Source organism: Butyrivibrio sp. XB500-5 (assembly GCF_003625505.1).
Taxonomy (GTDB): Bacteria; Bacillota; Clostridia; order Lachnospirales; family Lachnospiraceae; genus Butyrivibrio.
Window position 1 is genome coordinate 63424 of the sequence record NZ_RAIS01000007.1, and the last position, 25389, is coordinate 88812.

At 45.1% G+C, this 25389-nt stretch carries 22 protein-coding genes; 21 read left to right on the top strand and 1 reads right to left on the bottom strand.

The features are described from left to right. Positions 1 to 15 precede the first annotated feature (15 nt). The 15 genes from D6856_RS12505 to D6856_RS12575 all read left to right on the top strand — a co-directional run bounded on the left by D6856_RS12505 (position 16) and on the right by D6856_RS12575 (position 20038). A complete protein-coding gene (locus tag D6856_RS12505) occupies positions 16 to 480 on the top strand; it encodes a pilus assembly FimT family protein (protein WP_120687166.1) in 465 nt (154 codons plus the stop codon). A gap of 26 nt (positions 481 to 506) precedes the next feature. Beyond that, a complete protein-coding gene (locus D6856_RS12510) occupies positions 507 to 1004 on the top strand; it encodes a type IV pilin protein (RefSeq protein WP_120687167.1) in 498 nt (165 codons plus the stop codon). Positions 1005 to 1024: 20 nt separating this feature from the next. Next, positions 1025 to 2746 carry a GspE/PulE family protein gene (locus tag D6856_RS12515; RefSeq protein WP_120687168.1) on the top strand — a complete coding sequence of 574 codons (1722 nt, stop codon included), beginning with the start codon at positions 1025 to 1027 and terminating at the stop codon, positions 2744 to 2746. A gap of 11 nt (positions 2747 to 2757) precedes the next feature. Further along, complete coding sequence (locus D6856_RS12520) at positions 2758 to 3810, top strand: type IV pilus twitching motility protein PilT (RefSeq protein ID WP_243114090.1); 1053 nt, start codon at positions 2758 to 2760, stop codon at positions 3808 to 3810. Positions 3811 to 3840: 30 nt separating this feature from the next. Beyond that, positions 3841 to 5067, top strand: a complete 1227-nt coding sequence (locus tag D6856_RS12525; protein WP_120687169.1) for a type II secretion system F family protein — start codon at positions 3841 to 3843, stop codon at positions 5065 to 5067. A gap of 21 nt (positions 5068 to 5088) precedes the next feature. Continuing rightward, a complete protein-coding gene (locus tag D6856_RS12530; RefSeq protein WP_120687170.1) occupies positions 5089 to 5880 on the top strand; it encodes a prepilin peptidase in 792 nt (263 codons plus the stop codon). 11 nt (positions 5881 to 5891) lie between these two features. Then, positions 5892 to 7457, top strand: a complete 1566-nt coding sequence (pilM, locus tag D6856_RS12535; RefSeq protein WP_120687171.1) for a pilus assembly protein PilM — start codon at positions 5892 to 5894, stop codon at positions 7455 to 7457. 11 nt (positions 7458 to 7468) lie between these two features. After that, positions 7469 to 8098, top strand: coding sequence for a type II secretion system protein M (locus D6856_RS12540; RefSeq protein WP_158588938.1), 630 nt, complete (start codon positions 7469 to 7471; stop codon positions 8096 to 8098). Beyond that, on the top strand, positions 8095 to 8712 hold the full coding sequence (locus D6856_RS12545; protein ID WP_120687173.1) for a hypothetical protein: 618 nt from the start codon (positions 8095 to 8097) through the stop codon (positions 8710 to 8712). Before D6856_RS12540 ends, D6856_RS12545 begins: the two co-directional genes overlap by 4 nt. 51 nt (positions 8713 to 8763) lie before the next feature. Then, positions 8764 to 9132, top strand: coding sequence for a type IV pilus modification PilV family protein (locus D6856_RS12550; RefSeq protein ID WP_120687174.1), 369 nt, complete (start codon positions 8764 to 8766; stop codon positions 9130 to 9132). Positions 9133 to 9137: 5 nt separating this feature from the next. Further along, complete coding sequence (locus D6856_RS12555) at positions 9138 to 9752, top strand: type II secretion system protein (RefSeq protein WP_120687175.1); 615 nt, start codon at positions 9138 to 9140, stop codon at positions 9750 to 9752. Positions 9753 to 9761: 9 nt separating this feature from the next. Further along, the gene (locus tag D6856_RS12560) at positions 9762 to 11783 is read left to right on the top strand and encodes a prepilin-type N-terminal cleavage/methylation domain-containing protein (protein ID WP_120687176.1); all 2022 of its coding nucleotides are present in this window, start codon (positions 9762 to 9764) and stop codon (positions 11781 to 11783) included. A 76-nt stretch (positions 11784 to 11859) separates the two neighbouring features. Continuing rightward, the gene (locus tag D6856_RS12565) at positions 11860 to 15603 is read left to right on the top strand and encodes an InlB B-repeat-containing protein (RefSeq protein ID WP_120687177.1); all 3744 of its coding nucleotides are present in this window, start codon (positions 11860 to 11862) and stop codon (positions 15601 to 15603) included. Positions 15604 to 15643: 40 nt separating this feature from the next. Further along, complete coding sequence (locus D6856_RS12570) at positions 15644 to 17527, top strand: hypothetical protein (protein ID WP_120687178.1); 1884 nt, start codon at positions 15644 to 15646, stop codon at positions 17525 to 17527. Between the two features lie 99 nt (positions 17528 to 17626). Then, a complete protein-coding gene (locus D6856_RS12575) occupies positions 17627 to 20038 on the top strand; it encodes a glycoside hydrolase family 3 C-terminal domain-containing protein (RefSeq protein ID WP_120687179.1) in 2412 nt (803 codons plus the stop codon). Here D6856_RS12575 and D6856_RS12580 read toward each other — a convergent pair. After that, positions 20025 to 20813: a CPBP family intramembrane glutamic endopeptidase gene (locus D6856_RS12580; RefSeq protein ID WP_120687180.1), complete on the bottom strand. Its 789-nt coding sequence runs from the start codon at positions 20811 to 20813 to the stop codon at positions 20025 to 20027. The genes D6856_RS12575 and D6856_RS12580 overlap by 14 nt on opposite strands. A 243-nt stretch (positions 20814 to 21056) precedes the next feature. Here D6856_RS12580 and D6856_RS12585 point away from each other — a divergent pair, with 243 nt between their 5' ends. The 6 genes from D6856_RS12585 to D6856_RS12610 all read left to right on the top strand — a co-directional run bounded on the left by D6856_RS12585 (position 21057) and on the right by D6856_RS12610 (position 25366). Further along, positions 21057 to 21359: a hypothetical protein gene (locus D6856_RS12585; RefSeq protein WP_120687181.1), complete on the top strand. Its 303-nt coding sequence runs from the start codon at positions 21057 to 21059 to the stop codon at positions 21357 to 21359. A 12-nt stretch (positions 21360 to 21371) separates the two neighbouring features. Continuing rightward, positions 21372 to 21761 carry a DUF5082 family protein gene (locus D6856_RS12590; RefSeq protein WP_120687182.1) on the top strand — a complete coding sequence of 130 codons (390 nt, stop codon included), beginning with the start codon at positions 21372 to 21374 and terminating at the stop codon, positions 21759 to 21761. 15 nt (positions 21762 to 21776) lie between these two features. After that, positions 21777 to 23792 carry a Tox-REase-5 domain-containing protein gene (locus D6856_RS12595; RefSeq protein WP_120687183.1) on the top strand — a complete coding sequence of 672 codons (2016 nt, stop codon included), beginning with the start codon at positions 21777 to 21779 and terminating at the stop codon, positions 23790 to 23792. An 8-nt stretch (positions 23793 to 23800) separates the two neighbouring features. Continuing rightward, positions 23801 to 24514 (top strand): Imm52 family immunity protein, encoded by a 714-nt coding sequence (locus D6856_RS12600; protein WP_120687184.1) that lies wholly within the window; start codon positions 23801 to 23803, stop codon positions 24512 to 24514. 160 nt (positions 24515 to 24674) lie between these two features. Beyond that, positions 24675 to 25109 (top strand): DUF4304 domain-containing protein, encoded by a 435-nt coding sequence (locus D6856_RS12605; protein ID WP_158588939.1) that lies wholly within the window; start codon positions 24675 to 24677, stop codon positions 25107 to 25109. Beyond that, positions 25106 to 25366, top strand: a complete 261-nt coding sequence (locus D6856_RS12610; protein ID WP_120687186.1) for a hypothetical protein — start codon at positions 25106 to 25108, stop codon at positions 25364 to 25366. Before D6856_RS12605 ends, D6856_RS12610 begins: the two co-directional genes overlap by 4 nt. The last annotated feature ends 23 nt before the right edge of the window (positions 25367 to 25389 follow it).

Consider the following 25389-nt stretch of genomic DNA (forward strand, 5'->3'; position numbering starts at 1 on the left):
CAGGAGGTGCTTGCAATGAAAAATACTAATAAAACACTATTACAACGTAATAGGAAATCAATGAAAAAAGGTTTTACATTAGCAGAGCTGTTAATCGTTGTAGCAATCATCGCAGTACTTGTTGCAGTAGCAATACCGGTGTTTACCGCGCAGTTGGATAAAGCAAAAGTAGCCACTACTGTAGCTAATATAAGAGCAGGATTCGCTGAGGCACAGTCCAGGGCGATGTTCGGAGATTATGATGAAGAATACAATAATAATGAATTTGCTATATATATTGATGATGTAGCAATTCCTTTAACGGAAGCACAATTATTGAAATATAGAAATGATATTGAGGGACAGCTTGCTGCTGCCGGATTGGATGAAGTAGCTTGGGCGACTTTACCTACCGACACTAATTTAAGGACAATAACGTATTTTGGAGAAAATTCCAAAGTAACATGCTGTGAAATCGATCCTAATAATTATAGGAATTAATAAGCAGTAGCAGGAGGTATAAAACTATGACTACTAAAGCGAATAGAAACAAAGGTTTCACTTTAGCGGAACTCCTAATCGTAGTAGCGATCATAGCAGTGCTTGTAGCTGTAGCAATACCGGTATTTACAGCACAGCTCAAAAAGGCACAATTAGCCACAGATGAAGCAAATGCCAGAGCATTATGTGCTGAGCTTTCTGCAAATTACATGATGAATGGCAAATTGGAATTAGTGGTATTCACATCAAATGATGGTGGAAGCCACTGGGGAGATGGTAACAGCAATGGAAGCTTTTGTATGGAATTAGATGGTAATAATGAGTGGACTGTACAGCTTAGAGAACTTGATGGAACAACTGTAGTCAGTGAGTATAAATTTTCTAAAACTTCCTATGGAATTATAATTGGTGTTTCTTATGACAGTGATAATTTAGCACCTGGTGTAGGTTGGTACAGTGGCGAAGAAAGTGAAGCCGAAGTAATCGTATTTGGCAATCGCAAAGCTATTGAATCTGTACTATAAACCATTATCAAGGGGGTAATATGGCTAGAAAGCGTATCGGTGATCTCTTGATAGAGAGGGGACTCATAACAGAAAAAGAGCTTGAATTCGCCTTGGATACTCAGAAGAAGACCAAGGAAAAGCTTGGTGAGGTTCTGATAAATAATAAGATCGTTACACCCGAGAATATAGCCAAGACATTGGCTGTGCAGCTTGAAGTTGATTATGTGGATCTTACAAAGGTCAACATACCGCTTGAACTGTCTAAACTTGTACCGCCGAATACGGCGAAAAAGAATCACATGGTACCGGTGCAGAAACAGTTCAACACTCTGTATGTTGCCATGGACGATCCTCTGAATTACTATGCGCTTGATGAGGTACGAAAAGTTACCAATCTTAAGATCGTACCTCTTATTTCCACGAGCTCTGCTGTTGAGAGAGCCATAAATACTCTCTACGGCAATGAGGGCGCTTGGAGAGCTATCGAAGATTATAAACGAGATCAGGATACGGATGCATCGGCTCCCGATAAACTCGATTCATCCGTTCAATACTATGTCATTACATCGGGATCTTTTTCCGGTGATTCTGACAATGCTCCCACAATTAGACTTGTTAACTCAATAATAGAAAGAGCAGCGGCGGAACGCGCATCGGATATCCACTTCGAGCCAAGAGAAAACGAAATGGATGTCAGGATGAGAGTTGACGGCGTTATGCGTGATGTCCTGAAGGTTCCAAACGACATCACAATGGCCGTTATCGCACGTATCAAGACCATGTCGGGAATGGACGTTGCGGAGAAGAGGATACCTCAGGACGGTAGATTTACCGTATCCGTAGCCGATAGAAATTTCGACATGCGTGTATCTACACTTCCGATCGCTTGGGGTGAAAAGATAGTATGTCGTCTCCTTGATAAGTCTGCGACCAACATCGACAAAGAGATGCTTGGACTTAGACCTGACGACATGGAAAAATACGAAAAGCTCATCCATTACAAAAACGGCGTAATGCTTCTCGTTGGACCTACCGGAGCAGGTAAGACGACGACCATGTACGCGATGTTAAATGAGCTCAACACAAGGGATGTTAACCTCGTGACCTTGGAAGATCCTATAGAGTACAACCTTGACGGTCTCAATCAGGTACAGATAAATCCCAAGGTAAATATGACCTTTGCAAACGGCCTCAGAGCGATCCTCAGACAGGACCCGGACATCATATCCGTGGGTGAGATAAGAGACGGCGAGACCGCAGATATATGTATGAGAGCGGCACTCACGGGACGTTTCGTTATGAGTACTATCCATACCAACGACGCCGTCGGAGCTATCGACCGTCTTGAAGATATCGGCGTTGAGCCCTATCTTATATCAGCGACTCTGCGAGGCGTAATATCACAGAGACTTGTAAGGCGTATCTGCCCGTACTGCGCCGAGGAATATACACCTACGGCCGACGACGAGGAAAGGCTTGGTATCAAGATACAGCCCGGAACGAAATTTAAAGTCGGAAAAGGCTGCCAGCACTGCTTTAATACAGGATATTCGGGACGAATCGCCGTATTTGAGATCATGCTGGTAACACCCAAGATCAGGGAACTCATTACCAAGAAAGCTGGAAGAGAAGCAATACTCGAAGAACTAAAAAAGCCTGAAAACAAATTTGTTTCACTTAAAGAAGCAGGCATAAAGCTCATATATGATGGCATAACCACAGTATACGAAGTAATGCGTATCACCAACGAAAGTGATTGAGGTAGATGCTTATGATGTCAATAGAACAGCTCGTTATAAAGGCCAAGGAAGACGGAGCCTCCGATATTCACATTATCTGCGGCCTTCCGCCCAAGTACAGAAGTAGCGGCGATCTTGAGAACATGGAAGAGACTCCTGTGACCGCCGAGGACTGCCTTAATATGGCAAAAGAGCTTTCTAAGACGCAGGAAGCTTTTGATGAACTTATGAAAACCGGAGAACTTGACGCTGCAGATACCTTTGCAGGCAACAGATGCCGTATCCATTTGTTCAAGCAGCAGGGAGTTCCGTCACTTGCTCTCAGGATTCTTTCTGAGCACATCCCAGAGCTTTCAACACTCGGACTTCCACCGGCAGTTCTTGATCTTCCCAAGCTCCATAAGGGAATCGTCCTTGTAACCGGTGAGACCGGTTCCGGTAAGTCAACAACACTTGCTGCGATAATGGACAACATCAACCACAATTACAAAAGACATATCGTAACGCTGGAAGATCCTGTCGAGTACATGTACACTCCGGATCTGTGCGCGATAAATCAAAGAGAAGTAGGAAAAGATACACAGAGCTTTGCGATGGGACTTAGAGCATCACTCCGTGAGGACCCCAACGTTATCCTTATCGGTGAGATGCGTGACAGAGACACTATCGAGACAGCTATAACTGCAGCTGAGACAGGACACTTGGTATTCGGAACATTGCATACGGGAAGTGCGGCAGATTCCATAGACCGTATGGTACAGGTCTTTCCCGAGAATGCTCAGCAGCAGATAAGATTGCAGCTATCCATGGTTTTGCAGGCAGTACTTACTCAGCAGCTCATTCAGAAAAAAGGCGGCGGAAGAGCACTTGCAGCAGAGTACATGGTAGTGACCGATGCGATCAGAAACCTTATAAGAACCGGAAACACTCCTCAGATCGCCAATGCAGTTGCAACGAGCTCCGAGATCGGCGGACAGACAATGGATCAGGCAATATGCATGCTGGTGAAAAAGGGAATGATAACAAGAGAAAATGCGCTTCACTACGCGGTAAATAAAGACTTTGTAAACAGAAATATCTTTTGATCATAACGGATTTGGGCAGCGGGGTGTGTGATGAAAAACTATAAGTATGTTGCAGAAGGTAGCGGAGGACTTCAGGTAACGGGGATGGTTGAAGCCACCAATGAACTTGAGGCATCCGCCAAAATACGAAATAACTATAACGTCATAATATCGCTCACCGAGATAAAGGGAGAATCCGATACGCTTATCGGAAAGATCCTATTTGGCGATATCGGTGGCAGTAAGCTTAATTCCAAAGCTTTTACTATGATGTGCAGTCAGTTTGCAACCATACTTTCGGCAGGAATACCGATAGCCAGAGCAGTCAGACTCATCGGAGATAAGACCAAGGATAAGTTTCTTAAAAAAGTCCTTACAGAGGTTGCGGCGGATGTAGAAGCAGGAAGAACCATATCTGCAGCATTTGAAGACCACGGAAACGACAAATTTCCTCCTACATTCTGCGAGACACTTAAGGCAGGTGAGGAAGCAGGAGATGTTGCGGGAAGCTTTGAGTCAATATATAAGCACTATGACAAGCAGACCAAGATGGGAGCAAAGGTAAGAGGAGCAATGATCTATCCCTCGTTTGTACTGGTGATCGCAGTGATCGTAGTTATCGTACTTATGGTCAAGGTCGTACCTACATTTACAGCTATCTTTGATGAAACGGGCGGACAGCTACCTCTTATGACAAGGATGCTCATAGCGATATCCAACTTTGTACGCGACACATTTATCTATTTCATCGTGCTTGTTGCGGCTATCGCGTTCGGCGTGATCCTTTATAAAAAATCTCCAAACGGAGCCAGAAACATAGCAAAATTACAGCTTAAGCTTCCGGTACTCGGAAATATCATGGAGCTTAACTGCGCAAGCTTATTTGCCAACACAATGGCGACCATGGTCCAGTCGGGGATCCCGATGACCAAAGCGGTTGGAGTAACCTCCAAGGTCATGCCAAACAAGATATACGAGGAAAAGACACTTCAGATGGTAACAAGACTTGAAGAAGGTAAGACCATGAGAGCCGGCATGACGGAAGCCGGGTGCTTCCCGGATATCCTTACAGATATGGTCGGAGTCGGAGAAGATACCGGTGAGCTTAAGACCACACTTGATACTGTAGCCAGGTACTATGACAACGAACTTGAACAGGCTGTAGCCAAGGCGATAGCGATGCTTGAGCCTGCTATCCTGGTGTTCCTTGCAGTGATCGCGGGATTTATTGTTATTTCGATATATATGGCAATGTTCAGTATGTATAACACTATGTAAGTATTCAGACGGGAGAAGCTATTGATCATCTACTTTGGAGTCGTGACTTTCATATTCGGCCTCGCCCTTGGTTCTTTTCTTAACTGCATGGCTATGAGGATAGTAAGAAAAGAAGACTGGGTAAAGGGAAAGAGCCACTGCATGCACTGCGGACATGAGCTTGGAGCACTTGATCTTGTTCCGGTATTCAGCTACATCTTTTCCGGCGGGAAATGCAGATACTGCAAGGAGAAAGTGTCGGTAAGATATCCGCTGACAGAGCTATTATTCGGACTTCTCTGTCTCGGACTCTACATAGCATTTTGGGACAATATCATCTTGCTGATAACGTACATAATACTTACAGCCTGCCTATTTGCAGCATCTTTGGTAGATCTTGAGATCATGGAAATACCAAACGGTTGCATCATCGTGGGAGTTATCACATTCATAGTATCGAAGGTTGCTCAATATCTTTTGGAAAAAGATAAGGCGAATATACCCGGGATACTTGAGAATATCCTCTCTTGCGTGGGTATAGTAGTGATCATGGTTGCGATAGCTCTTTTGATGGGAAAGGTGTTAAAAAGAGACGCACTAGGCGGAGGAGATATCAAGCTGTACGGAATGCTTGCTCTTTATCTTGGGGCAGCAGGAAGCTATGAACTGATACTTCTTTCGTGTATCATAGGACTTTTATTTGTGGGAATAAGAAGGAGATTCTTACCGGATAAAACAAGGGAATTTCCTTTTGCACCGGCTATAGCAATGTCGGGATATATACTTTTGATCTTTTCTAAAACGGTAACCGATTGGTATTTTAGTTTATTCTAAGGAGCTTAATAATGTTCGGAAAAGGCAAAGTCATCGGAATATATACAGCACACAGAAGACTTTCTCTTAGTATGTACAAGGGAAAAGAGATAAAGACTACGTGGGTTGATATTCCAAACAACATAATAAATAACGGCCAGATCGTTTCCAAGAATCTCTTTGCGGCCTTTATAAAAGAGACCATGAAAGAGAAAAAATTCAGAGGAAAGAAAGCCTATTTCGTTATAGGAACCGATCGAGTGCTTACAAGAAATATAAAGCTTCCCAAGATGGGTGATGAACAGCTTAGGATAAATCTTCCTTATGAATTCAGAGACAGTATAAGCGGAGAATTAAAGGATTACCTTTATGATTATGAGCTTAGAGAAACTGTCGATACGGATGGTGACGGAGCTCCCGATTCCATGGAACTTTTGGGAGTTGCCATATCCAAAGAGTACTACGAGACTATAGACGAGATACTGCAGATGGCAGGACTCAAGCTATGCAAGATGGTTCCTGAGGTGTGCATACTTGAGAGATATTTAAAAGAGTTCCCGACTGAGGAAGAGAGGAAAAAGGAAAGATGTTTCCTTGATATGGGAATCAGAGCTATCAGATTCCAGATCTTTAAGGATGAAAAATTTAAGCTCGCTCAGGTAATTGATATCGGTGAGAGTCATTTGTTCCAGGCAATTGCTGAAGATCGCAACATTGAGATGGAACTTGCAAGGACCTATGTAAGGACCAATTATGAAGACTGTGCAAATTCCGAAGTAGCCATTAATGCATATAAGGATATCTCGATAGAGGTTATGAAGGGTATAAACTACTACGAGATGTCGGATATGAGTTCAAGGCTCAATGAGGTCCTTATATACGGAACAGGAGCACTTATCCCTCCGTTTATCGAACTTTTAAAAGAACGACTGAATATGAACGTGAACACTTTCGAGGAAGCGTTCCCTCAGTTCACAAACGAGAATTTTAGTATAGTTTCGATTGCAATGGGAATTCTGTTAAAGGATCAAAACCAGGGTTCTCATATTAAGAACTATGTAGACTTTACTGAAATATTTGAGAAGAGGGTCATCAACTGGAAAGGCCTTTTCTGCGGACTTCTGGTGATAGCGATCTTTGCTTCTCTCTTCGGTAAATTTGCGGTATACGATCTTATGCAAAGTGTAAATAAGAAAAAGGCGGAGGTTGCTCAGGTACAAGAAACGCTTGATAAATACAATGCAACGCTTGAAGCCGAGAAAGACCTTCCGGAACTTTATTATCACTACACCTGGCACTACATGACCGATGAAGAAAAAGGCAACGTCAACAGGATCGTTCCGATGGAGATAATAGAGCTTTTCAAGAACAGAGAGTTTGAGCTAAACGGCTACAGCTTAAAGGGCAACGAGCTTACGGTTGCCATTACCACTGATTCGGTAGATAAGCTTGTAGGAATAATAGAAGAGCTTAAAGGAACAGAATTTGTTGATGCGGTCAGCGTAAGCGATGTTCAGAGAAGTAAGACCGAAGATACAGAGAATTCGGATGAGATAGTAGATGTGCAGATGAAGATCACTATGATCAAGATCAAATAAGGAGAAAACCGGTGCTTAAGAAGTTAAACAGAGAACTAACAACAAGAGAAAAATTCCTTCTTTTAATACTGGCATTGATAATGATCGGTGCAGCCTATTATTTCTATGTGTATGAACCTTCGATCAGCCAGATCAAGCGTCTTGAGCAAAAACAGGCAGACCTTGAGCTTGAGATAACAGAGGCTGAAGTAAAAATGGAAGAGATCCAGAAGATGAAAAAAGAGATGGATTCCATAGTTGAAGGCACACCTGAGTACACATACATGCCTAGCTATAACTATGAAAAGCAGGAGATATCTTATTTGCAGGATATTCTTACTGCCAGCACCAAGGAATACCACATAAATTTCTCTAAGATATCAAGAGATAAGGATCAGCTCAGAAGAAAGTTCTCGTTATCATTTACCGTATCGGGATATGAAGATGCCAAAAAGATAATAAAAGAGCTTGAAGGCAGTGATATACGCTGCATCATCGGAGATATGAGCGTTGGCTTTGATAAATCCGGAAAAGGAGATAACGAGGTCGACAAAGATCTCTTCGAAAAAGATATAACCATTGATTGTTCGGCAACTTTCTATGAGACGGTATATGACGCTGTAGAAGACCTTGAACTCCCCGCGGATGGTAAGAGCAAATGATCAGAAAGAAATTTTTGGAAAAAAGAGGGGCAACGATTGTTTTTGCACTTGGAGTGCTGCTTGCATCTACGCTGATCAGCGTGGCGGTTATAAGCATTGCGCTTAACAGCGCAAAGACGGTTGCAAGACAAAGAGATAGTTACCAGTCCGATCTTGCGTTATCATCAGCTGCATCTTACGTAAGAATGCTTTTTAACGGATGCAGCTATTCTTATGATGAAGGAAGCGGCGAATACGTGGTCGGATACGGCCCTGCGGGAGTAAGTGAGAGCGAGCTTGGAAAGCTTTCGGAAAAAGAAAAAGAGAGCTACGGAGACAGCTCTTTTGAAGCCGAATTTAAGGCACTTGTGGCGGGCGCAGGTAATGAAATGACCTGGTATATCTCATCGGGAGCGGATCCCGGAGAGGACCCCTTGAGAGTGAAAATTTCAGCCAAAAATGACGATAATAATAACATAGAGATAATTCTCAGCGACGGAAGAGAAGGCATAGATGAGAGCGAGATAAACAAGAGCACGGTGACATTATTCTTTGCGGTAAGCTCCGAGGAAAATGGAGTCGGCGGCATGGACCATACCTGGTCGGACTGCTCGATAGAGACCAAAGGAAATTGACAGTTGCTCGATTGAGATAAAAGGAAACTGACAGCGATGAGGGGGATGAATATGGGTAAGGTAATTGGATCCGTATTCTCGAAACTTAATGATCGAAGAGGGGAATCCCTTGCGGAAACCTTGATAGCACTGATAATCGCTTCCATGGGTATGATGATACTCGCGGGGGCTATTGTTGCTTCCGGAAGAGTTAATGCGGGCACGAAGAACGATCTTTTTGACAAGGAAGAGGTCAGTGTCAGCGAGGCAGCAGGCGTGACGATATACATTGAAAACAGCGACAAGAGCGTATCGATGGAGCTCGATCATGCGGCGGGCGGGGCGCTCGGCTACGGAGCTACCGATATAAATGTCTACGAGGCAGAAAGAGAGAGCGGGGAGAAGTACTATTACTGGTCAGCAGAATTTGAGGATAACTAAAGCCTATGAGTATAAAGCGCAAAGTCAAAAGAGCATACGGACTTATCAGAAGTCGCAAAGGCTTTTCGCTTGCGGAGCTTTTGGCAGCAACGGTCATCTTACTTCTTGCGACATCTATTTTGACCGCGACCGTTTCACTTGCAGTTAACAGGTATCAAAAGAGCGCGCAGATATCAGCTTCCATGGAGCTTTGCAGTGAACTTTCGGAATATGCTATGAGCGAGCTTTCAAGCTCAAAGGTTGCAGTAGTAGGCGGAGAGATAAAAAAGGGCGACCACGGAGAGATATTATTTAACAGCGATTCCCATAATTTCGGACCGGGAGCGCATTTTACCGTAGTCAATAAAGACGGCGACATCATCGGATACGTAAATGAATCGGATGACGGTCCTTACGGAAGGCTTTGCGAGAGTTCTGTTTTGTACAGCAGCCCTTTGTTTGACATAGCAGGAGAGGGCGCATACAGACTTAAAACGGGCAAATATGAGCTATCCGCAGGGATGAGCATAAAGTATGAGGACGATGCGTTTAAGGTCCATATAAAGGTGGTAGACAAGGAAGGAAACGTACTTTCAGAGAATTATTTTTTGGCGGTGCCTATCATAGTTGATAAAAGGTGAGGCTTTCTTATGAGAGGGGATAAGACAACCGGTAAACTGAATAACAGGGGCTTTACACTTGCAGAGGTACTTATCGTCGTTGCGATACTTGTGGTTTTGTTCGGCCTCGGTTTTGCCTTCGTCAGCTCATACATTGAGAACAACAGGCAGGCAGCAGCCGACAGAACGGCGGAGAGTATCGCCATGGCTTTCCAGAACAGGATGCAGGAGATCTACGCTTTTGACGGAGTGACGCAGGACATGCTAATGGGCGGATCATCGGCGTCCGGTATCCTTGAAGGCAAGACCATCCGCATCAAGAGCGAGGTCAACGACAGCGAATACATAGATATCGATATAGAGTATTTTGTCATCGGTCAGGAAAAAGGCGTAGCGAAGCTTGGAAGCGACGCGGTGCTAAAACTCCTTACCGCGGACGGACAGCTCCTTTCACCGGAGCTTTTCGAAAACGGAATCCTCCTTGAGTTCGATCCCGTGAACTTCCGCGTGTACTCGGTAGTTTACCTGACAGATACGAACAAGTACCACATCGATGAGCTTTACACATCAGCGAACATGGACATCATAAGAGATGATGAGAGAAGAAAGAGCACCTTTAAGGGCCATGTCGGATACTATCAGGTATCTGACGGTGAGGGCTCAGAGGACAAGCTCGCGGAAGCCATCATCGACAATGATGTAAGAAATAAGATAAACGTAAGGGTCGGACATTACGTAGGCGGAGAGAGACGTCTTTTTAACTCGGATAAGCTTCTTAGCAACATCGAGATCGTATTCCCTTCGCAGGGCCCCAATTACAACAACAGGATCAAGAACAAAAAACTCCTTATAAGAGTTGAGATCGAGGGCGAAACAAGTAAGAACAAGATGGTATTTGCTCAGTGGGGCACCTACATCGATACCCTTGAATATACGAAGATACCTCTTTTGCTCGACGCCTTGGGCGTAAATGAACAAAACGGCAAGCTATCCAGCTTCGCGGGTCAGTTCTCCAAGAACGGATCGCTTCCGTCATCCGACGATGTGTTTAAGGACGTATCGTGGATCCCCGTCGGCAGAGTTGCCGCAAGGCTCAATGAGAGCGGCGCGGACGATGCAAACGCATACCTCTACCCCGGCGAGAACGTGACAGTCAAGGTCGACGTTTCGACCTACGCAAATTACGAAGGACACGGCGAAGTCATCATAGACGGCGCGCTCCTTAGGGCGAGCGCGACAGCTTCAGACAACAGCCTTTTTGCCTACGACAACGGCATCAGCACGGAAGAGGGCAAGATCAAGACCGGCGTTAAATCCGGCAAGTATAACGCATTTATCGCCTATGCAAGGCACCTTCAGAACCTTGATGAGAGCAGCGGCATCGTCGATTCCATAGCGACGGGAAGCCTTTACGACAGCTTCGGCGAGAGACCTATAAACGCTGTCCAGACAAAAGATATTGATTTTAACGCGGCAGTCTCCGGCGAGGAGCCCAAGGAAAATGAGCGTTTCCTGTGGTATGACTGCTATACGATGAGCGAAGCATCGGAGAGAAAATCGAGATATTTTACTCCGATATTGAACGAATACATTGATAAGTACGACGCGCTCAACGAGGGCGAGGCGGAGGCACAGCCTCACAAGATCCTCAATCTCAAGATCGATGAATCGGACCTTTCAAAGAGCGCGGTGCTCGTATTTAACGAGGGTAAGACCGCAGTAGTTCCAAGATCGTATCTCCCGACCGGAAGCTACAACGTGACGGTAAACGGAACCACGGTCTACGACAGATACTGCACGGGACTCTTTAGGATATTCTGGGGAAGCGAGATCAACAACCTGACCTTGATAGATCCTCAGATAACCGGCATCCAGAAGGTCGGCGCGGACGGAGATGAGGACAACGTCATCGCATCCTGCGGCGCACTTTCGGGAATAATGATGAACGATGCGACCGTCAAGAACTGCAGAGTTGAGATAACGGGTGAAGAGACGGACGAGGAAGGCGAGGACATTCCGACCGGCTACATCGTGACGGTTCCGGAACCATGAAACTGATTGAACTGATTTAATTTTTATTATGGGCGGATACTGATTGAATTGATTCATACTTTATGAGGGGCGGACTATGAAGAGATTCAGTACGGGAAAAAGAAATAGCATCAAAAAGAAGCTGATGACACTGATCTTGTCAGCTGTTCTTGTGCTGAACTTCGGCCTTTTCGAGGTTATAGCCTACGCCGCCGAAGAGCTTCAGTTCTTTGACGAGCTCACTGACGTCATCGCGGTCGATCTCGACGACGGAAACGGCGGCTACACTAAGGTTTACTTTGACGGCACCAATTTCCTTACAGAGAACCCCAACGCCGCTTCTGGCGTGAACTATCCTTCCGAGCAGTGGACGGTCTCCAAGGACATAGCCGGAACCTGCTACGAAGTTAAGGCAATCATCCCTTCGGGAGCTTTTGACAAAAGAGCCGGCTTCTACGCGAAGAGCGTCTCTGCAGCGTCACTCAGCTCCGGCCAGAAGGCTGCAATAAATAAGAGCGACATTCCAAAGGACAGCCTTGAATACCTCGATATCGGATTTAAGGATGTCAACGGCAACGACGTTGAGCCCATAAAGCCCATCAGCCTTTCCATCACAATGAAAGACAAGGCAAAAGAGGCTAAGGACAACGGCGATAAGCTCCTTGTCGATGTCTATCACATCGATGAGAGTGCAGGCACCAAGCTTGAAAAGGTCGCATCCATAGATGAAAAATCGGAAGTCATAGACGAATCCATTGAAAACGTGGGCGGAATATCTACGAGCGGCGCAGATATTGTGGCTACCTTTGAAGCGGACTCTTTTTCCATATTTGTCATAAACAATTCCACAGCTAAGAGAAAGATCACATTTACAAGGAACGACACAGGCGTTATCAGTGGCAAGGTTTCAGGAACGATGAAATCGATACTCATTGATGTGCCTACGATGCCCGGAGCGCAGGTTGAGCTCACGGACGATAAATTCGCGTGCAAGTACGTTTGTACCGGCTGCGTCTTTGCGGGATGGTACACAAAGCCCGTCGTTGACGGAACAGGCGAGTTCTGGAACATCGGCGATATGAAGACCATAACTCAGGATGTCACTCTCTATGCGCAGTGGGCGGTACACGATCACGGCGCGGGATGGACTCCTATCGATGTAATGCTCGGCCTGTATCTTGAAGACGGCGTATACAAATTCGATCCTACAACACTTCCCGCAGGCGGAAAGTATTATCTCACCGTCGATACGACATTTACTAAGTCGTGGGCAGTTCAGGGAGATACAACGCTCTGTCTTAACGGCTATGTCCTTACGGCAGTCAATGACAGCAGCCAGGTTCCTATCGTAGTGGGCCTCGAAAGCTCTTTTGAACTCGATGACTGTAATGCGAGCACGCACGGAAAAGGTAAGATCACGGGCGGCAAAAAAGGCTGCATAAGCATAACCGGCGGTACCTTCAAGATGTCGGGCGGTGTCATCACGGAAAATGACGGCGACGGAATCAAGATAACAAACGGAACGGCGCAGCTCTACAACGGAGAGATTTCCGACAATACGGGAGCCGGTGTCTATGTTTCCAATACCGCGACCGTTGAGATCTACGGCGGAAGCATCATAAGAAACGAAGATCACGGCGTTTATTATTCGAGCGGAACCGTGAAGATAGAAGGAAAGATCTATATTTCGCAGAACACCGAAAGCGGCACGAGGAGCAATGTCTACCTTAAGAGCGGCAGGAAGCTCACGGTTGTGAATCCTCTTTTGTCAGGTACAAGGGTAGGCATCCGCATGGAGAACCCGGGCTTCTTTACAACGGGCTACGGTTACGTCGACGGCGAAAATAAGGACGTCGATCCCGCCAAGTACTTCATTTCCGACAGCAACGAGTACGACGTTATCCACGACGGAAATGAGGCCAAGCTCGTGGCGCCCGACCACAGGCACGATATTTACGGCGTTCATCACGATGACGACGATGACAATATCGCATTCAGAAGGTGGGTAAACGACGACAGTCTTCCTACTTCGGCAGGAAGCTACTACCTCGAGAATGACGTCAACCTCACAAGCACGTGGGTTGTCGATGAGAATATAACTCTCTGTCTTAACGGTAAAAAGATAAATTGGGAGGGCGGAGATTCCAGAATGATCGCGGTTTCCGACGGGGCGGAGCTCAAGCTTACGGACTGCGGAGACGATGACAGATCGATAACAAGTCCCGTGGACGGTCAGGAAAAGACGGTCAGCGGCGGCGTTATCACAGGTGCTTCTTCGCACGGTGCCGTAAAGGTAGAGAGTGGCTCTTTTAACCTGTACAGAGGAAATATCGCAGGTAACAGAGGCGGCGACGGCGGTGCTGTATATGCGACGGATTCGGGTACATTCAACATGTACGGCGGACATATAACGAACAACAAGGCTGACATCGGCGGCGCGGTAACGGTTGGCCATGTGGCTAATATCAGCGCAGGTACGATCACGAATAACGCGGCTGATTACGGCGGAGGTATCTATATTTCGAGCGGCGGTACCCTCACCGTGACGGGCAGTCCTGAGATCAAATATAACAGCGCGAACACGGCGGGCGGAGGAATCTACTTTAATTCCGGCGCTACGTTCAATCTTCGCGACAACCCGTATATCTACGAGAATTCGGCGGCTTCCGTTGTCAACAACGTCGAGCTTCCGGCAGATGCGGGCGGTGTTAAGCACACTATCACGATCACGGGCGCGATCACGAATTCAAGCGGAACGCCTCGTATCGGTATCACGAAGGCTATGAGCGAGGGATTTGCTAGGACGCGCTTTACAACAGGCTACGGCTACAGTGATTCTTCCGTAAATAACGAGGACGGAACGGCGTCCACTCAGAATAATATTGCTAAGCTTCCGGGAACTGTTTTTGACTCGGATGTGAGCCTGTATGTTGTGGAGCCTTACACGGACAGCTGCGAAGCGATGCTCGCGGGTGACTACGTTGTTGAGTACGATCTTGACGGAGGAACCTGGAAGGATACGGTTTATCCCGATAACTCGAACAGCGTATTCCACAGGGTAACAAGAGATGAAAAGACATATTATGTCGAGAACGTCTCTTCAATAATCCCGACGACAGCGACGAGACCGGTTGATCCTGAAAAGAATACGTTTATCTTCTCGGGATGGATGGTTGTTGAGAACGGCAATCCTACGACCAAAGAATATGTACACGGAAATCTTGTTAGGGACGATATAAGGCTTGTGGCTCTATGGGAGCCCGAGACCAATGAGATAAGCTACAGCGGCGGACTCGTTGGCTGCGGTGGCGGCGATATCTCTTTTGACAACTGCAGCGTAGCGTATACGGAAGACGGCTCTTTGGGCGAAACAAGCATGCTTGTAAGGTCCGAAGGCTTTGACGGATACGTCGGAGGTATGATTGGATTCCTGTTTGGAGATCTCGATGTCAAAGGAACCTCCGCGGCGAACAGCAACCTTAAGGGAACGCACGTCGGCGGTATCTGCGGCGACTGCGAAGGAAAGGTAAAGGCTGAAAACGGCACGGGAGCTACGGGACACATTTTGATGAGCGAGGAAGTAACGGCTAATCCTTCCGATGATCCAAAGCTCGTCATTCCTTACAGGACATTCGCGGGAGAGATAGTAGGAAGAGATAAGAAGAGCGGCGATTCGTTTGGCGGCTCGACAAGCTTTATGTTCTACGATTCGGATAAGCACAGCAGCGTAAGTGCAATACCCGGTATCGACCAGGTCGTAAGACCCGGAAAGCGCTTCTACCAGCCCACAAAGGCTGAGGACATACTCAGTAACATTGGTATCATAAGTTCGAATCAGTAAGATTGGTATCATAAGTGCGAATCAGTTAGAGGTAACGCCTATGAAAAAGAGATTTTTGAGAATAACTTCATTATTGGCCATGGCCGTTTTCTTCATGGCCAGCTACGTTGAAGCGACGGCGCAGAGCGATGTTTCGCTCCCTGTCGATGTCGGCGGGATGGAAAAATACGGCTATGATTTTACGGGCTTTTCCATGGATAAAGAATCTCTTTTGACCATGATGGATGCCTCGATCAAGGGCCTTAACAAGGCTATATCGCAGTGCGACGATGAAAAGAGAAAGAGCGAGCTCCAAGGACGAGTTGACGCCCTTACGCGCGCGTATGACGTTGTCTCAGCGTCCGATAAGGAACGGTATTTCCTGACGGATGAGGAAGGCAATCTCATCACCGGCTCAGGCTCACTTTATAAGATCCTTGGCTACATGCGAGGCGGCGTTGAGAGCCTCGAGATCGACGCGGAATGGGATATGACGCCCAGAGAGATCGTGATAAGCGGAAACGGCAACAGCGCGCTTGTATATTATAAGGACGGAAAATTTTATTCTGATAAAGAGGCTGAGACTGAGATATTCAGCATAGATGATGTCGGCGGAAGGATCATTGTAAGCGATTCGCTGTCGGGACATTATAAGGGAGTTTATTCCGAATCGGGTCTTGAAGTTGTGGGTAATGACGGCCGATTTATCATGGATGATGAGCATGCTTCTGTCTATGAGTCGGATCTTAGATTCTCCGCCGATGCGGATTATTACTGGCATTTACAGGTGATAAGAAGCGACTCTTCCGATGAGGTAAAAGAGGGTCCGATAGATGTTTACTTTGACGACAACGCTTTGTATCACGATTTTGATTTTAGCGACAGGGCTGATAGCATAGACATTCCTTCATCCGATGATTATGACGAATGGAAGCTGATCGATATTATCACGGATGTGTACGGCGAGAGCTATGTTTACTCGCTTGTTGAACTGCGTCCTGTGATCGGTGAGAGAGTGACGGATATTGAGATCATAGAGGATGAGGACGACTCGGACGATGGTAATCCGGATGACGGCTCGGGCGGCAGTGATTCAGGTGATGCCGCTGACGGTTCAGGCGATGGCACAGGCAGTGGCTCTGAAGGCGGCGACGACTCTGACAGCGAGCACGAGTTTTCTGCGGAAGTCATCGTTCATACAGAAAATTATCTTGCGGGTTATGTTGCTGAAAACAGCGACGGCGACGCACTTTTCGTTGTGTCCGCAGACGGAAGTATTGATTATGACAATACCGAGATAGATACGGAAGAAGTTGATGTAGAGCAGGTCAAGGCTGAAGCTCTTGCTAATTGGCTTGAAGAAAAAGAGGCGCAGAGACGAGCCGAAGAAGAGGAAGAGATTGCGGCTGATGCAGCATCAAGCGGATTGTCCATTGAAGATGCGGCGGCTCCGGCATCCTCAGATGAAGCGGGACTTGCATCAAGCATAGATTCCGACGAAGCGGCAGAGGCTGCATCGGAAGGCGCATCCGGTCTTAGCGACGAAGCCGGTGAAGGAATGGCCGGCGACGGCACGGGCGATGCGGCAATAGGTGACAGCACAGGCGAAGGTAACGGAGACGCTGCCGGCGGCGATCAACTCGGCGGCGAAGGCAATGGCGAAGGCGTAAACGGTGGCGATAACGGCGGCAACGAAGATGCCCTTGAAGGCGGAAACTATGGCGGAGACGGCGGCAACGGTGGAAACGAAGAAGCGGTTTCCGGTGACGACGATGGAAACGACGAGGATGCAGGTGGCTCCGGCGATGACGGCGGCGATTCAGGCGATGATAATGATGGAGATGACGGAGACAGTGGATTTTCTGAGGACGCGGCGCCTTCCGAAGAGTATCACGGCGATGTGGAAGCTTCCGATAATTCGGACGGAGACGACGATTCCGAATAACAAAATTTGAAAACATAATTTAAGTAGTCTTTTTTGCCCTTATGTAATAGAATATAGCATTGAATAATTTTATTAGATTTTTACGGAGGATTTTTTACAATGCAGAAATGGGCAAGACTTCTCTATCAGCCTTCACTTCCGCTCTACGGTGACAAGAGAGTGACAGGCAGCAAGGAACACATTGAGATTTCAAAGAAAGCTGCGGATGAGGCGATAGTTCTTTTGAAGAATAACGGGGTTTTACCTCTTTCTAAGGAAAAGCCCCTTGTACTTCTCGGAAAGGCAGCGGTTGACTACGTAAAAGGTGGTGGCGGCTCAGGAGACGTATATTGTGAGTACATTCACTCTTTGTACGATGGTCTCAAGATCCGCGAGGTCAAGGTCTATGAGCCTTTGATGGAGTATTACAAGGAAGGGCTTACAGAGCAGTTCAAGACAGGGCGCGTTCCCGGAATGACTCAGGAGATCCCGATTCCTGCAGATATGCTCGCAGAAGCTAAGTCTTTTTCCGATACGGCAATTGTTGTACTTAATAGATTTTCCGGCGAAGGCTGGGATAGAAGCGATAAGGAAGGCGACTATGAGGACTTCAATCCTTGGCCTGCCGGCGTCAGCATGCCCAAGATCTCGGGCGAGATTTTCCCTGATGGAGACTTTTATCTGACTCCCGAAGAAAAAGAAATGATAAAGACCGCGACAGACAACTTCAAAAACGTTGTCGCTGTTCTTAATGTGGGCGGAGTTATCGATTGCAGATGGATCGAAGAAGATTCCAAGATCGGTGCTGCCGTATACATGGGGCAGGGCGGTATGGAAGGCGGACTTTCCGCAGCGGACGTGCTTCTTGGAAACGTATGCCCTTCGGGAAGACTTGCCGATACTTTCGCAGGTAAGCTCGAGGACTATCCTTCAACCGAGAACTACCACGAGTCTATAGATTACGTTGATTATTCTGAGGATATCTATGTCGGATATCGCTATTTTTCAACTATTCCCGGCGCAGACGCTAAGGTCATTTATCCTTTCGGCTATGGCCTTTCTTACACCGATTTTGAGGTAAAAGAGCTTTCGGCTGCGAAGAAGGACGAAGAGTTCATCTTCACGGTCAAAGTTACAAATACAGGTAAAGTTGCGGGCAAGGAGGTTGTTCAGCTTTATGTATGTGCACCTTCCGGAAAGCTCGGTAAAGCCGCAAGGAGCTTAGTTTCTTTTGACAAGACAAAAGAGCTTGCGCCCGGCGAGTCACAGATCCTTACTCTTGTGACTGATGAGTATGCGGTTTCCTCATTCGACGATCTCGGAAAAGTTGCCGATGCTTCCTATGTTCTTGAGAAGGGTGAGTACAGCTTCTATATTGGAAAGAACGTTAGAGACGCCGTAAAGTCTGAGTTTACATGGAGTCTTGGCGAGGACAAGGTTGTACAGAAGCTTTCGCACAAGGTTGTTCCTTCGGAGTTAAAAAAGCGTATGCTCAGTGACGGCTCTTTTGAAGAGCTTCCTCTCGGAGAGCACAAGGACAAAGACGAATGCATATTTGAGAAGATGCAGCCCGGAACCGAGGAGGCGCTTGCTCCCACGGTAAGAGAAATTCCGAGACACTATTATGTAAAGCCTATGCGCGAGGGAATCAAGAAGTTTTCTGAGGTTGCTGAGGGTAAGATCACTCTCGATGAGTTTATGGAGCAGCTTTCAACGGATGAGCTTATTCATCTTGTAGGCGGACAGCCCAATACAGGTGTTTCCAACGTATTCGGATTCGGTAACTTGTATGAGTACGGTGTGCCCAATGCCGCAACTGCTGATGGCCCCGCAGGTGTTCGTATCATGCCGGAGACCGGAGTCAGAACAACAGCATTCCCTTGCTCAACATCGATCGCTTGCACATGGAATAAAGAGATTGCTGAAGCAGTCGGCTTTACAGGCGGTGAGGAACTTAAAGAGAATAACCTTAGCGTATGGCTCACACCCGCTATCAACATTCACAGAAGCCCTATGTGCGGAAGAAACTTTGAGTATTATTCAGAGGATCCTTACCTCACAGGAAAGATGGCGGCTGCGATGGTTCGCGGTATCCAGAGAAACCACGTCGGTGCCAGTGTTAAGCACTTTGCTTGTAACAACAAGGAGACAAACAGAAAGCACAGCGATTCAAGAGTTTCAGAGAGAGCGCTTCGTGAGATATATTTGAAGGCATTTGAGATGATCGTAAAAGAGGAAGAGCCTTATACCATCATGTCTTCCTACAACGTAGTCAACGGCCTCCGTGCTTCCGAGAACAAAGACCTCATCACAGGAATCCTCCGTGATGAGTGGAACTTTGGCGGAATCGTCACATCAGACTGGTGGACAAGAGGCGAGCACTACAAAGAGATCAACGCAGGTAACGACCTCAAGATGGCGACAGGCTTCCCCGAGAGAGTTAAAAAAGCCATGGAAATGGGCGCTCTCGACACAGACATGCTTAAGCTCTGCGCAAAGAGGATCCTTGCGACACTCCTTAAGTTTGACTGATCCTTTTAGTCTTAAATTCATTGTTCAGCTGAACGACTGCGGAAATAAAGAGCATTAAGCAGAGAGCAACTGAAAGGATAGCAAGTAAAAAAGTAAAATCGGTCTTTGGAGCGGTAGTGAAGCAGTCCCAGAATTTGGCCGTAAAATCCATGATCCCATGGAGTATGATACAAGGCCATAGATTCCTTGATCTATAGTAGATCACGCAGAAAAGGCTGCCCATCAGGATCGCATATAACACCTGTGCCAAGGTTGCAACCAAAAGCTCAGGGTATGATATAAGATTGAGCAAGTGAAAAAGTCCAAACACCGATGATGAGAGGATCATAGAAGCAAAAACGCCCCTCTTGGTATCACCAAGCCTATCTAAAAACGCGTTGAAAAAGAATCCTCTAAAAACAAGCTCCTCAAGTACACCGGTTCCCATTTCGGAAAAGATGATACCGATAACCGATGGAATGCATGATAATATCGGCATTGTCGGAGTTTTATGATCAAATATAAGGTTCGAGATGAACAAGATCCAGAATGTTGCTCCATAGACAAAGAGTCCTTTCTTCAGGTTCTTTGTTGAAGGAGCAACACTTTTTTTATACATCTTTTCAATGATAAAGTAGCCGATGATAAAGATCAGCGTTCTTGCTGCAAATTCCGCCATTCCTCCAAGCGCGGGATTTACGATCAATTGGTTAATAGCATTATCTACGAAGATAATACATCCCAGCTCCAATATAAATCCGATGATTATTCCCAATAATAATTTCAAATTTTTCATATCTTTAGCTTGTGATCCCGTAGCCCACGAGATCTAAACCTCCTTTAAAATCGCATTGTTTATATGTTACGTCAGTAATAGTACGACTGATATACTACATCAGGCATAGTACTACATCTATCGTAGGATGTCAACAGTTTTTTTTCAGGGGGCATTCCAACATTATTGAACCCCTTCTGAGATGTGTGTTATTATGTTAAATAGTTATTCACATGTACGCTTATAAAAAGTAAAGGGGAAAAAATGAAAGAAGAAAAAGTCTACATGGACGCAGGCGTCTTTACGGAGATAGTCGGTTCTATCGGCAACTCCGCAGCAGATTGCGTCCTATCCGATTCCGTACTTGAAAATATCGAAGTCTGGGAAAATACCTCAGTTGGAAAGAAAATGGAAAAGCTTTTAAGGGATGTTCTTAATTCTTCAAAAGTGTACAGAGAAGAGTCATCTGTTGTGCTGCCTACTGCTTATTTAAAGCTAAGGGACAGCATGATAAGAGTTGATGATGTTGCAAGCAAGAGTATAAAAGTAGATTCAGCGAAAGAGTAATGGGGAACGATCATGCGTACTATAGAAGATATACAAGATGAGATCGACCGCCTCTGGGGTAAGATAGAGAGAGCGGAAGAGTTTATAAGACTATTGAAAGAAGCAAGTGGACGTATTTCGGGAAAAAAGGATGCGATAGATACAGATGTCTATCGTCCTTTCCTGGCATACGACATGACAAAGGCCTCCAAATGGAGAGGCGAAAGAGAAAGAGACGCAGCGGAGCTAAAAAAGAAGATAAATGAGCTTACGGAGGATGCACAGAAATCCACTTCCACGCTTCTTTCTGAGATCGATGCTGCAATAGAAAAACTGGAAGAGCTTATAGAAGAATGGAAAGCAAGGATAGATCATCTGGAAGCTGAAAAGGATGAGCTTGAAGGAATGCAGGAAGCGCAATAAAAAGGAGAGACTATAATGGGGAAGAGTCATGATGTCGAGAAGGCACATGCATTTATAGAAAACTTATACTATCTGACTGATAGCTACAGCGATAAAGCAAATGTACTTGAATCAAATTATGAAAAATATGTCCGTAATGATAAGTTTGTGGGAAAAGCGGCGGATGCATCCAAAGCATTTATAAGTGATAAGCAGCTTAAATACCATTATGAACAGAAAAAGATCCAAAGCAAGCTTTGCCGCATGTATAGCGATATAGAGGAAGAGTTTAAAGCAGAAGTCGATGCTTCGCCCAAGGCGCGCATAGATACCGATGTGCTTACAGGCATAAAAAGAGAAGTCGAAGACTTTTTTGACAATCTGAGCTATAACGGAAGAGGTATCGAGAACGATGCGGCATATGTAAATGAGCTGGCAAAAGAGTATAGTGATCTATGCGAATTTTCTTTTACCCAGCCCGATTACGACCCCACGCGCCAAGCGTACGGACAGCTTTGCGGCACCGGAGAATTCATTGATACCTGCATAAAAAAGTTTGAGCGGTTTGATCAAAACTCATGGGATTACGTGAACAGAACGGGGATTGAAGAGTATGTCTACGAGCTTACGACAGACATCAATGCCAAAGCTGACAGGCTTAACGAGATGGAAGTTTACGAGCCTCAGATGGAAAAGACCTTGATCAAGGCGATCTCTCAAGGCGGAATAAAGGCTATCAAAGAAATTGATCCACATGATATATATAAACAGGGTGGCAATAAAGAAAGACTTGAGCAGATGGAGAAGGGAGCCAAGATCCTTTCGGCGATGGGCGATTATCTTGGACCCAAGCTCAAAGAGGCCGGAAAAGCATTGGTAGACCTTCAGCCGGATAACAGATACTATAACAACCTTACTTCAATGGGACTCTTTTCTTTCTTTGAGTTCGCAGGAGGAATACAGAGCCTGATGGAGACCGGAAGCCTTGCAGACACTGAGAAAAATGCCAAGAAGAATTTCAGGGCATTCCAGCGCGGAGGCGTTTCGGTCGCTGTAGAAACCGTAACCGGATTTTTGAAACTTCCTGAGCTTGGATTTAAGGCAGGACACGGAATTAGTGGTATGATTGAAGAAGGTGTTGATTACATCAAAGAAAAAGGCACCGACAATCTCCCGGCAGACCTGATGGCATGGTTTGGTGATAAAAAAGATCAGGGTATGGCGATCGTCAACATCCTTAAAGACGAAGCCATCCAAAAGACAAAAAACATGTCCGTAGAGGAAGGCTACGAAGCAGCAGGCTACATACTTACCACGATAGGAAGTTTCGTCGTCGGAGGAGGAGAAGCCGGCGGAGCTTCAAAAGCCGGCGAAGCCGGAGAGGCCGTAGTCAATTCTCTGGACGATTTTGAAAGAGTGGTCGGTAAGCTTGATGACGCTGAACGAGTCATCGAAACAGCTGCAGGCAAAGGCGATGATCTAGTTAAATTATTGGATAAAGGCGATGACATCGCCAAAGCCACCGGTATGGCCGATGACGCCGCAAAAGCCGGCGATGCTGCAAATTTGATCATAAAAAAGACCGATGACGTTGCAGAAGTTGTTGCTGAAACGTCAGATGATGTGGCGAAAGCAACAAATGCAGCGGACGATGCTGTATTGAAGAGTGGGAAAGAAACGTTAAGCGGAGAATGGAAAAAAGTCAATGAAAATATGAGTGATTTTTCCAGAGCATATCAAACGCAAATAACTGGAGAAGAAGGGGCAGCATGGGTTCAAAATGGCGTGAAATTTGATGGGATGAAAGATGGAATCCTATTGGATGCAAAGGGAAAGTACTCTCAGTTCATCAACGAAAGCACTGGTGAATTTTATGAGTGGTTTTCTGGAAAACAATCGCTCATTAATGAGGCGAAGCGTCAAATTGTCGCTTCGGAAGGTGCAAAGATACAGTGGTATTTTGCTGAAGAAGAAACTTTAAATGTTGTTCAGGATTTGTTTATGGACAATGGGATTACAGGAATAGAGTTAATATTTGAAGCTGCTGATTAGGAGGGAAAATGGTACAGAGGCATTCAATTGTTTTATGGAAGAAAGCAGAGAAAAAAGAAAAAAATTTTGAAGAAATATCAAGAGAAACATATGATGTTTTGAATTTGTTACAGGAGTATCCATATGAACTAAGACCGAATTATTTGACATGTGATTCCCAAAAAGATATTAAGGAATTTCAATGGAATCAGGAAAACTTTAGCAGTGCTTTGAAAAGGGGAATTAATAAGGAAGATGAAAATGTGTTTGAAGATCTTGGATACTCTATTTCATTTTTTTCTTCTTTTGATGAAAAGGAATCAAGTTCAATTCAAATACAAACCGGAAACAAAAATGATAAGTTTTACGATACACTGATCATAAATCTGCCGTTAAAACTAGACCTTTATGAAAAGGATAATGCAGAAATGGTTAGAAAACTGTTTAAGAATCTTGTGTTGGCATATAAGCCATATTGGGGATGTTTGGCTAATAGAGCGATATCCAGAAAATATGGAAGATATTTAGAAGGGAATATGCCCACTACAGTACATTGGATGAATTATTGGTCTGAAGATACAGTTAATACTATCGGGATAGAAAAATTAAAAAAGATCATGTATGAATATAACACAGTTTTATTTCAAGACAACATACTGGTGGTCAAAGAAATAGCGTTTGATGTAGACAAAGACGAAGATATGATTTTCCATGAGAAACTACATAAACAATTGTTTTCTTAAAGCTGGGATGGATTGCATATAGAGATAGTAAACTCGATGCTTGGACGAAACAAAAAACGAATAAAAGTCAGCTATGGAATACATGTTATGTTTGTAATCGTGGTCTTCCCTCATCAGCCAAAGCGGGAAATATAATCGGAGAATGGTCGTAAAGGTACCTATGGATAATACAGAATTCAAGAAAGAACTTCAGAAAATAGTAAATGATTATGGTTTTATATACTGTAAAAAAAAATATTACTATGATCTAGAAAAAATGACTGTACTTATCAATTTACAGAAATCCAACTATGAGAATAGTTATTATGTTAATTATGGATTTTGTATAAAGGATTTACATGATGGTGTGGAATATCCGAAGATTAATGAGTGTGATTTGACGGGAAGGTTTTTTTATGAAGTTAATGGTGAGAAAGATTTTAAATACCCGTTGGATATAATTAGTAATGATGAATTGAAAACAAATTTGGAGTACAACATCAATTCTATTATTATTCCTGTTATTAACGAAGGGGTAAATAAATATTTTGAATTGTTCCCGGAAGCAATCTACGTGGCAACACTTAAGCTAAAAAAATATTTAGGAATGGCATGAACCACACAACAGTTATAACTACCAAAAACATTGTTAATGGAGAAAAAGACATATTATTAGTATCACATGACGAAGATGATGGCATGTGGGAATTTCTAGAGGGTGATGTGGTTAAAGAAGAGGAAGCCATGATCATTTCATTATATGAAATGGTCAATATTGATCCTACTGTTAATCAGATTGCTGATTTACCTTTGGGGTGGATTGCATATAGAGATAGTAAACTCGATGCTTGGACGAAACGAAAAAACGAATAAAACTCAGCTATACTTGAATGTAA

Excerpts from the sequence above, each read along its gene's own strand:
- D6856_RS12565 (WP_120687177.1), top strand. The coding sequence starts at position 11,860 with ATGAAGAGATTCAGTACGGGAAAAAGAAATAGCATCAAAAAGAAGCTG.
- D6856_RS12545 (WP_120687173.1), top strand. The coding sequence starts at position 8,095 with ATGATCAGAAAGAAATTTTTGGAAAAAAGAGGGGCAACGATTGTTTTT.
- D6856_RS12585 (WP_120687181.1), top strand. The coding sequence starts at position 21,057 with ATGAAAGAAGAAAAAGTCTACATGGACGCAGGCGTCTTTACGGAGATA.
- D6856_RS12575 (WP_120687179.1), top strand. The coding sequence starts at position 17,627 with ATGCAGAAATGGGCAAGACTTCTCTATCAGCCTTCACTTCCGCTCTAC.
- D6856_RS12595 (WP_120687183.1), top strand. The coding sequence starts at position 21,777 with ATGGGGAAGAGTCATGATGTCGAGAAGGCACATGCATTTATAGAAAAC.
- D6856_RS12560 (WP_120687176.1), top strand. The coding sequence starts at position 9,762 with ATGAGAGGGGATAAGACAACCGGTAAACTGAATAACAGGGGCTTTACA.
- D6856_RS12610 (WP_120687186.1), top strand. The coding sequence starts at position 25,106 with ATGAACCACACAACAGTTATAACTACCAAAAACATTGTTAATGGAGAA.
- pilM (WP_120687171.1), top strand. The coding sequence starts at position 5,892 with ATGTTCGGAAAAGGCAAAGTCATCGGAATATATACAGCACACAGAAGA.
- D6856_RS12600 (WP_120687184.1), top strand. The coding sequence starts at position 23,801 with ATGGTACAGAGGCATTCAATTGTTTTATGGAAGAAAGCAGAGAAAAAA.
- D6856_RS12555 (WP_120687175.1), top strand. The coding sequence starts at position 9,138 with ATGAGTATAAAGCGCAAAGTCAAAAGAGCATACGGACTTATCAGAAGT.
- D6856_RS12505 (WP_120687166.1), top strand. The coding sequence starts at position 16 with ATGAAAAATACTAATAAAACACTATTACAACGTAATAGGAAATCAATG.
- D6856_RS12590 (WP_120687182.1), top strand. The coding sequence starts at position 21,372 with ATGCGTACTATAGAAGATATACAAGATGAGATCGACCGCCTCTGGGGT.
- D6856_RS12580 (WP_120687180.1), bottom strand. The coding sequence starts at position 20,813 with ATGAAAAATTTGAAATTATTATTGGGAATAATCATCGGATTTATATTG.
- D6856_RS12550 (WP_120687174.1), top strand. The coding sequence starts at position 8,764 with ATGGGTAAGGTAATTGGATCCGTATTCTCGAAACTTAATGATCGAAGA.
- D6856_RS12515 (WP_120687168.1), top strand. The coding sequence starts at position 1,025 with ATGGCTAGAAAGCGTATCGGTGATCTCTTGATAGAGAGGGGACTCATA.
- D6856_RS12510 (WP_120687167.1), top strand. The coding sequence starts at position 507 with ATGACTACTAAAGCGAATAGAAACAAAGGTTTCACTTTAGCGGAACTC.
- D6856_RS12570 (WP_120687178.1), top strand. The coding sequence starts at position 15,644 with ATGAAAAAGAGATTTTTGAGAATAACTTCATTATTGGCCATGGCCGTT.
- D6856_RS12605 (WP_158588939.1), top strand. The coding sequence starts at position 24,675 with ATGGATAATACAGAATTCAAGAAAGAACTTCAGAAAATAGTAAATGAT.
- D6856_RS12525 (WP_120687169.1), top strand. The coding sequence starts at position 3,841 with ATGAAAAACTATAAGTATGTTGCAGAAGGTAGCGGAGGACTTCAGGTA.
- D6856_RS12520 (WP_243114090.1), top strand. The coding sequence starts at position 2,758 with ATGATGTCAATAGAACAGCTCGTTATAAAGGCCAAGGAAGACGGAGCC.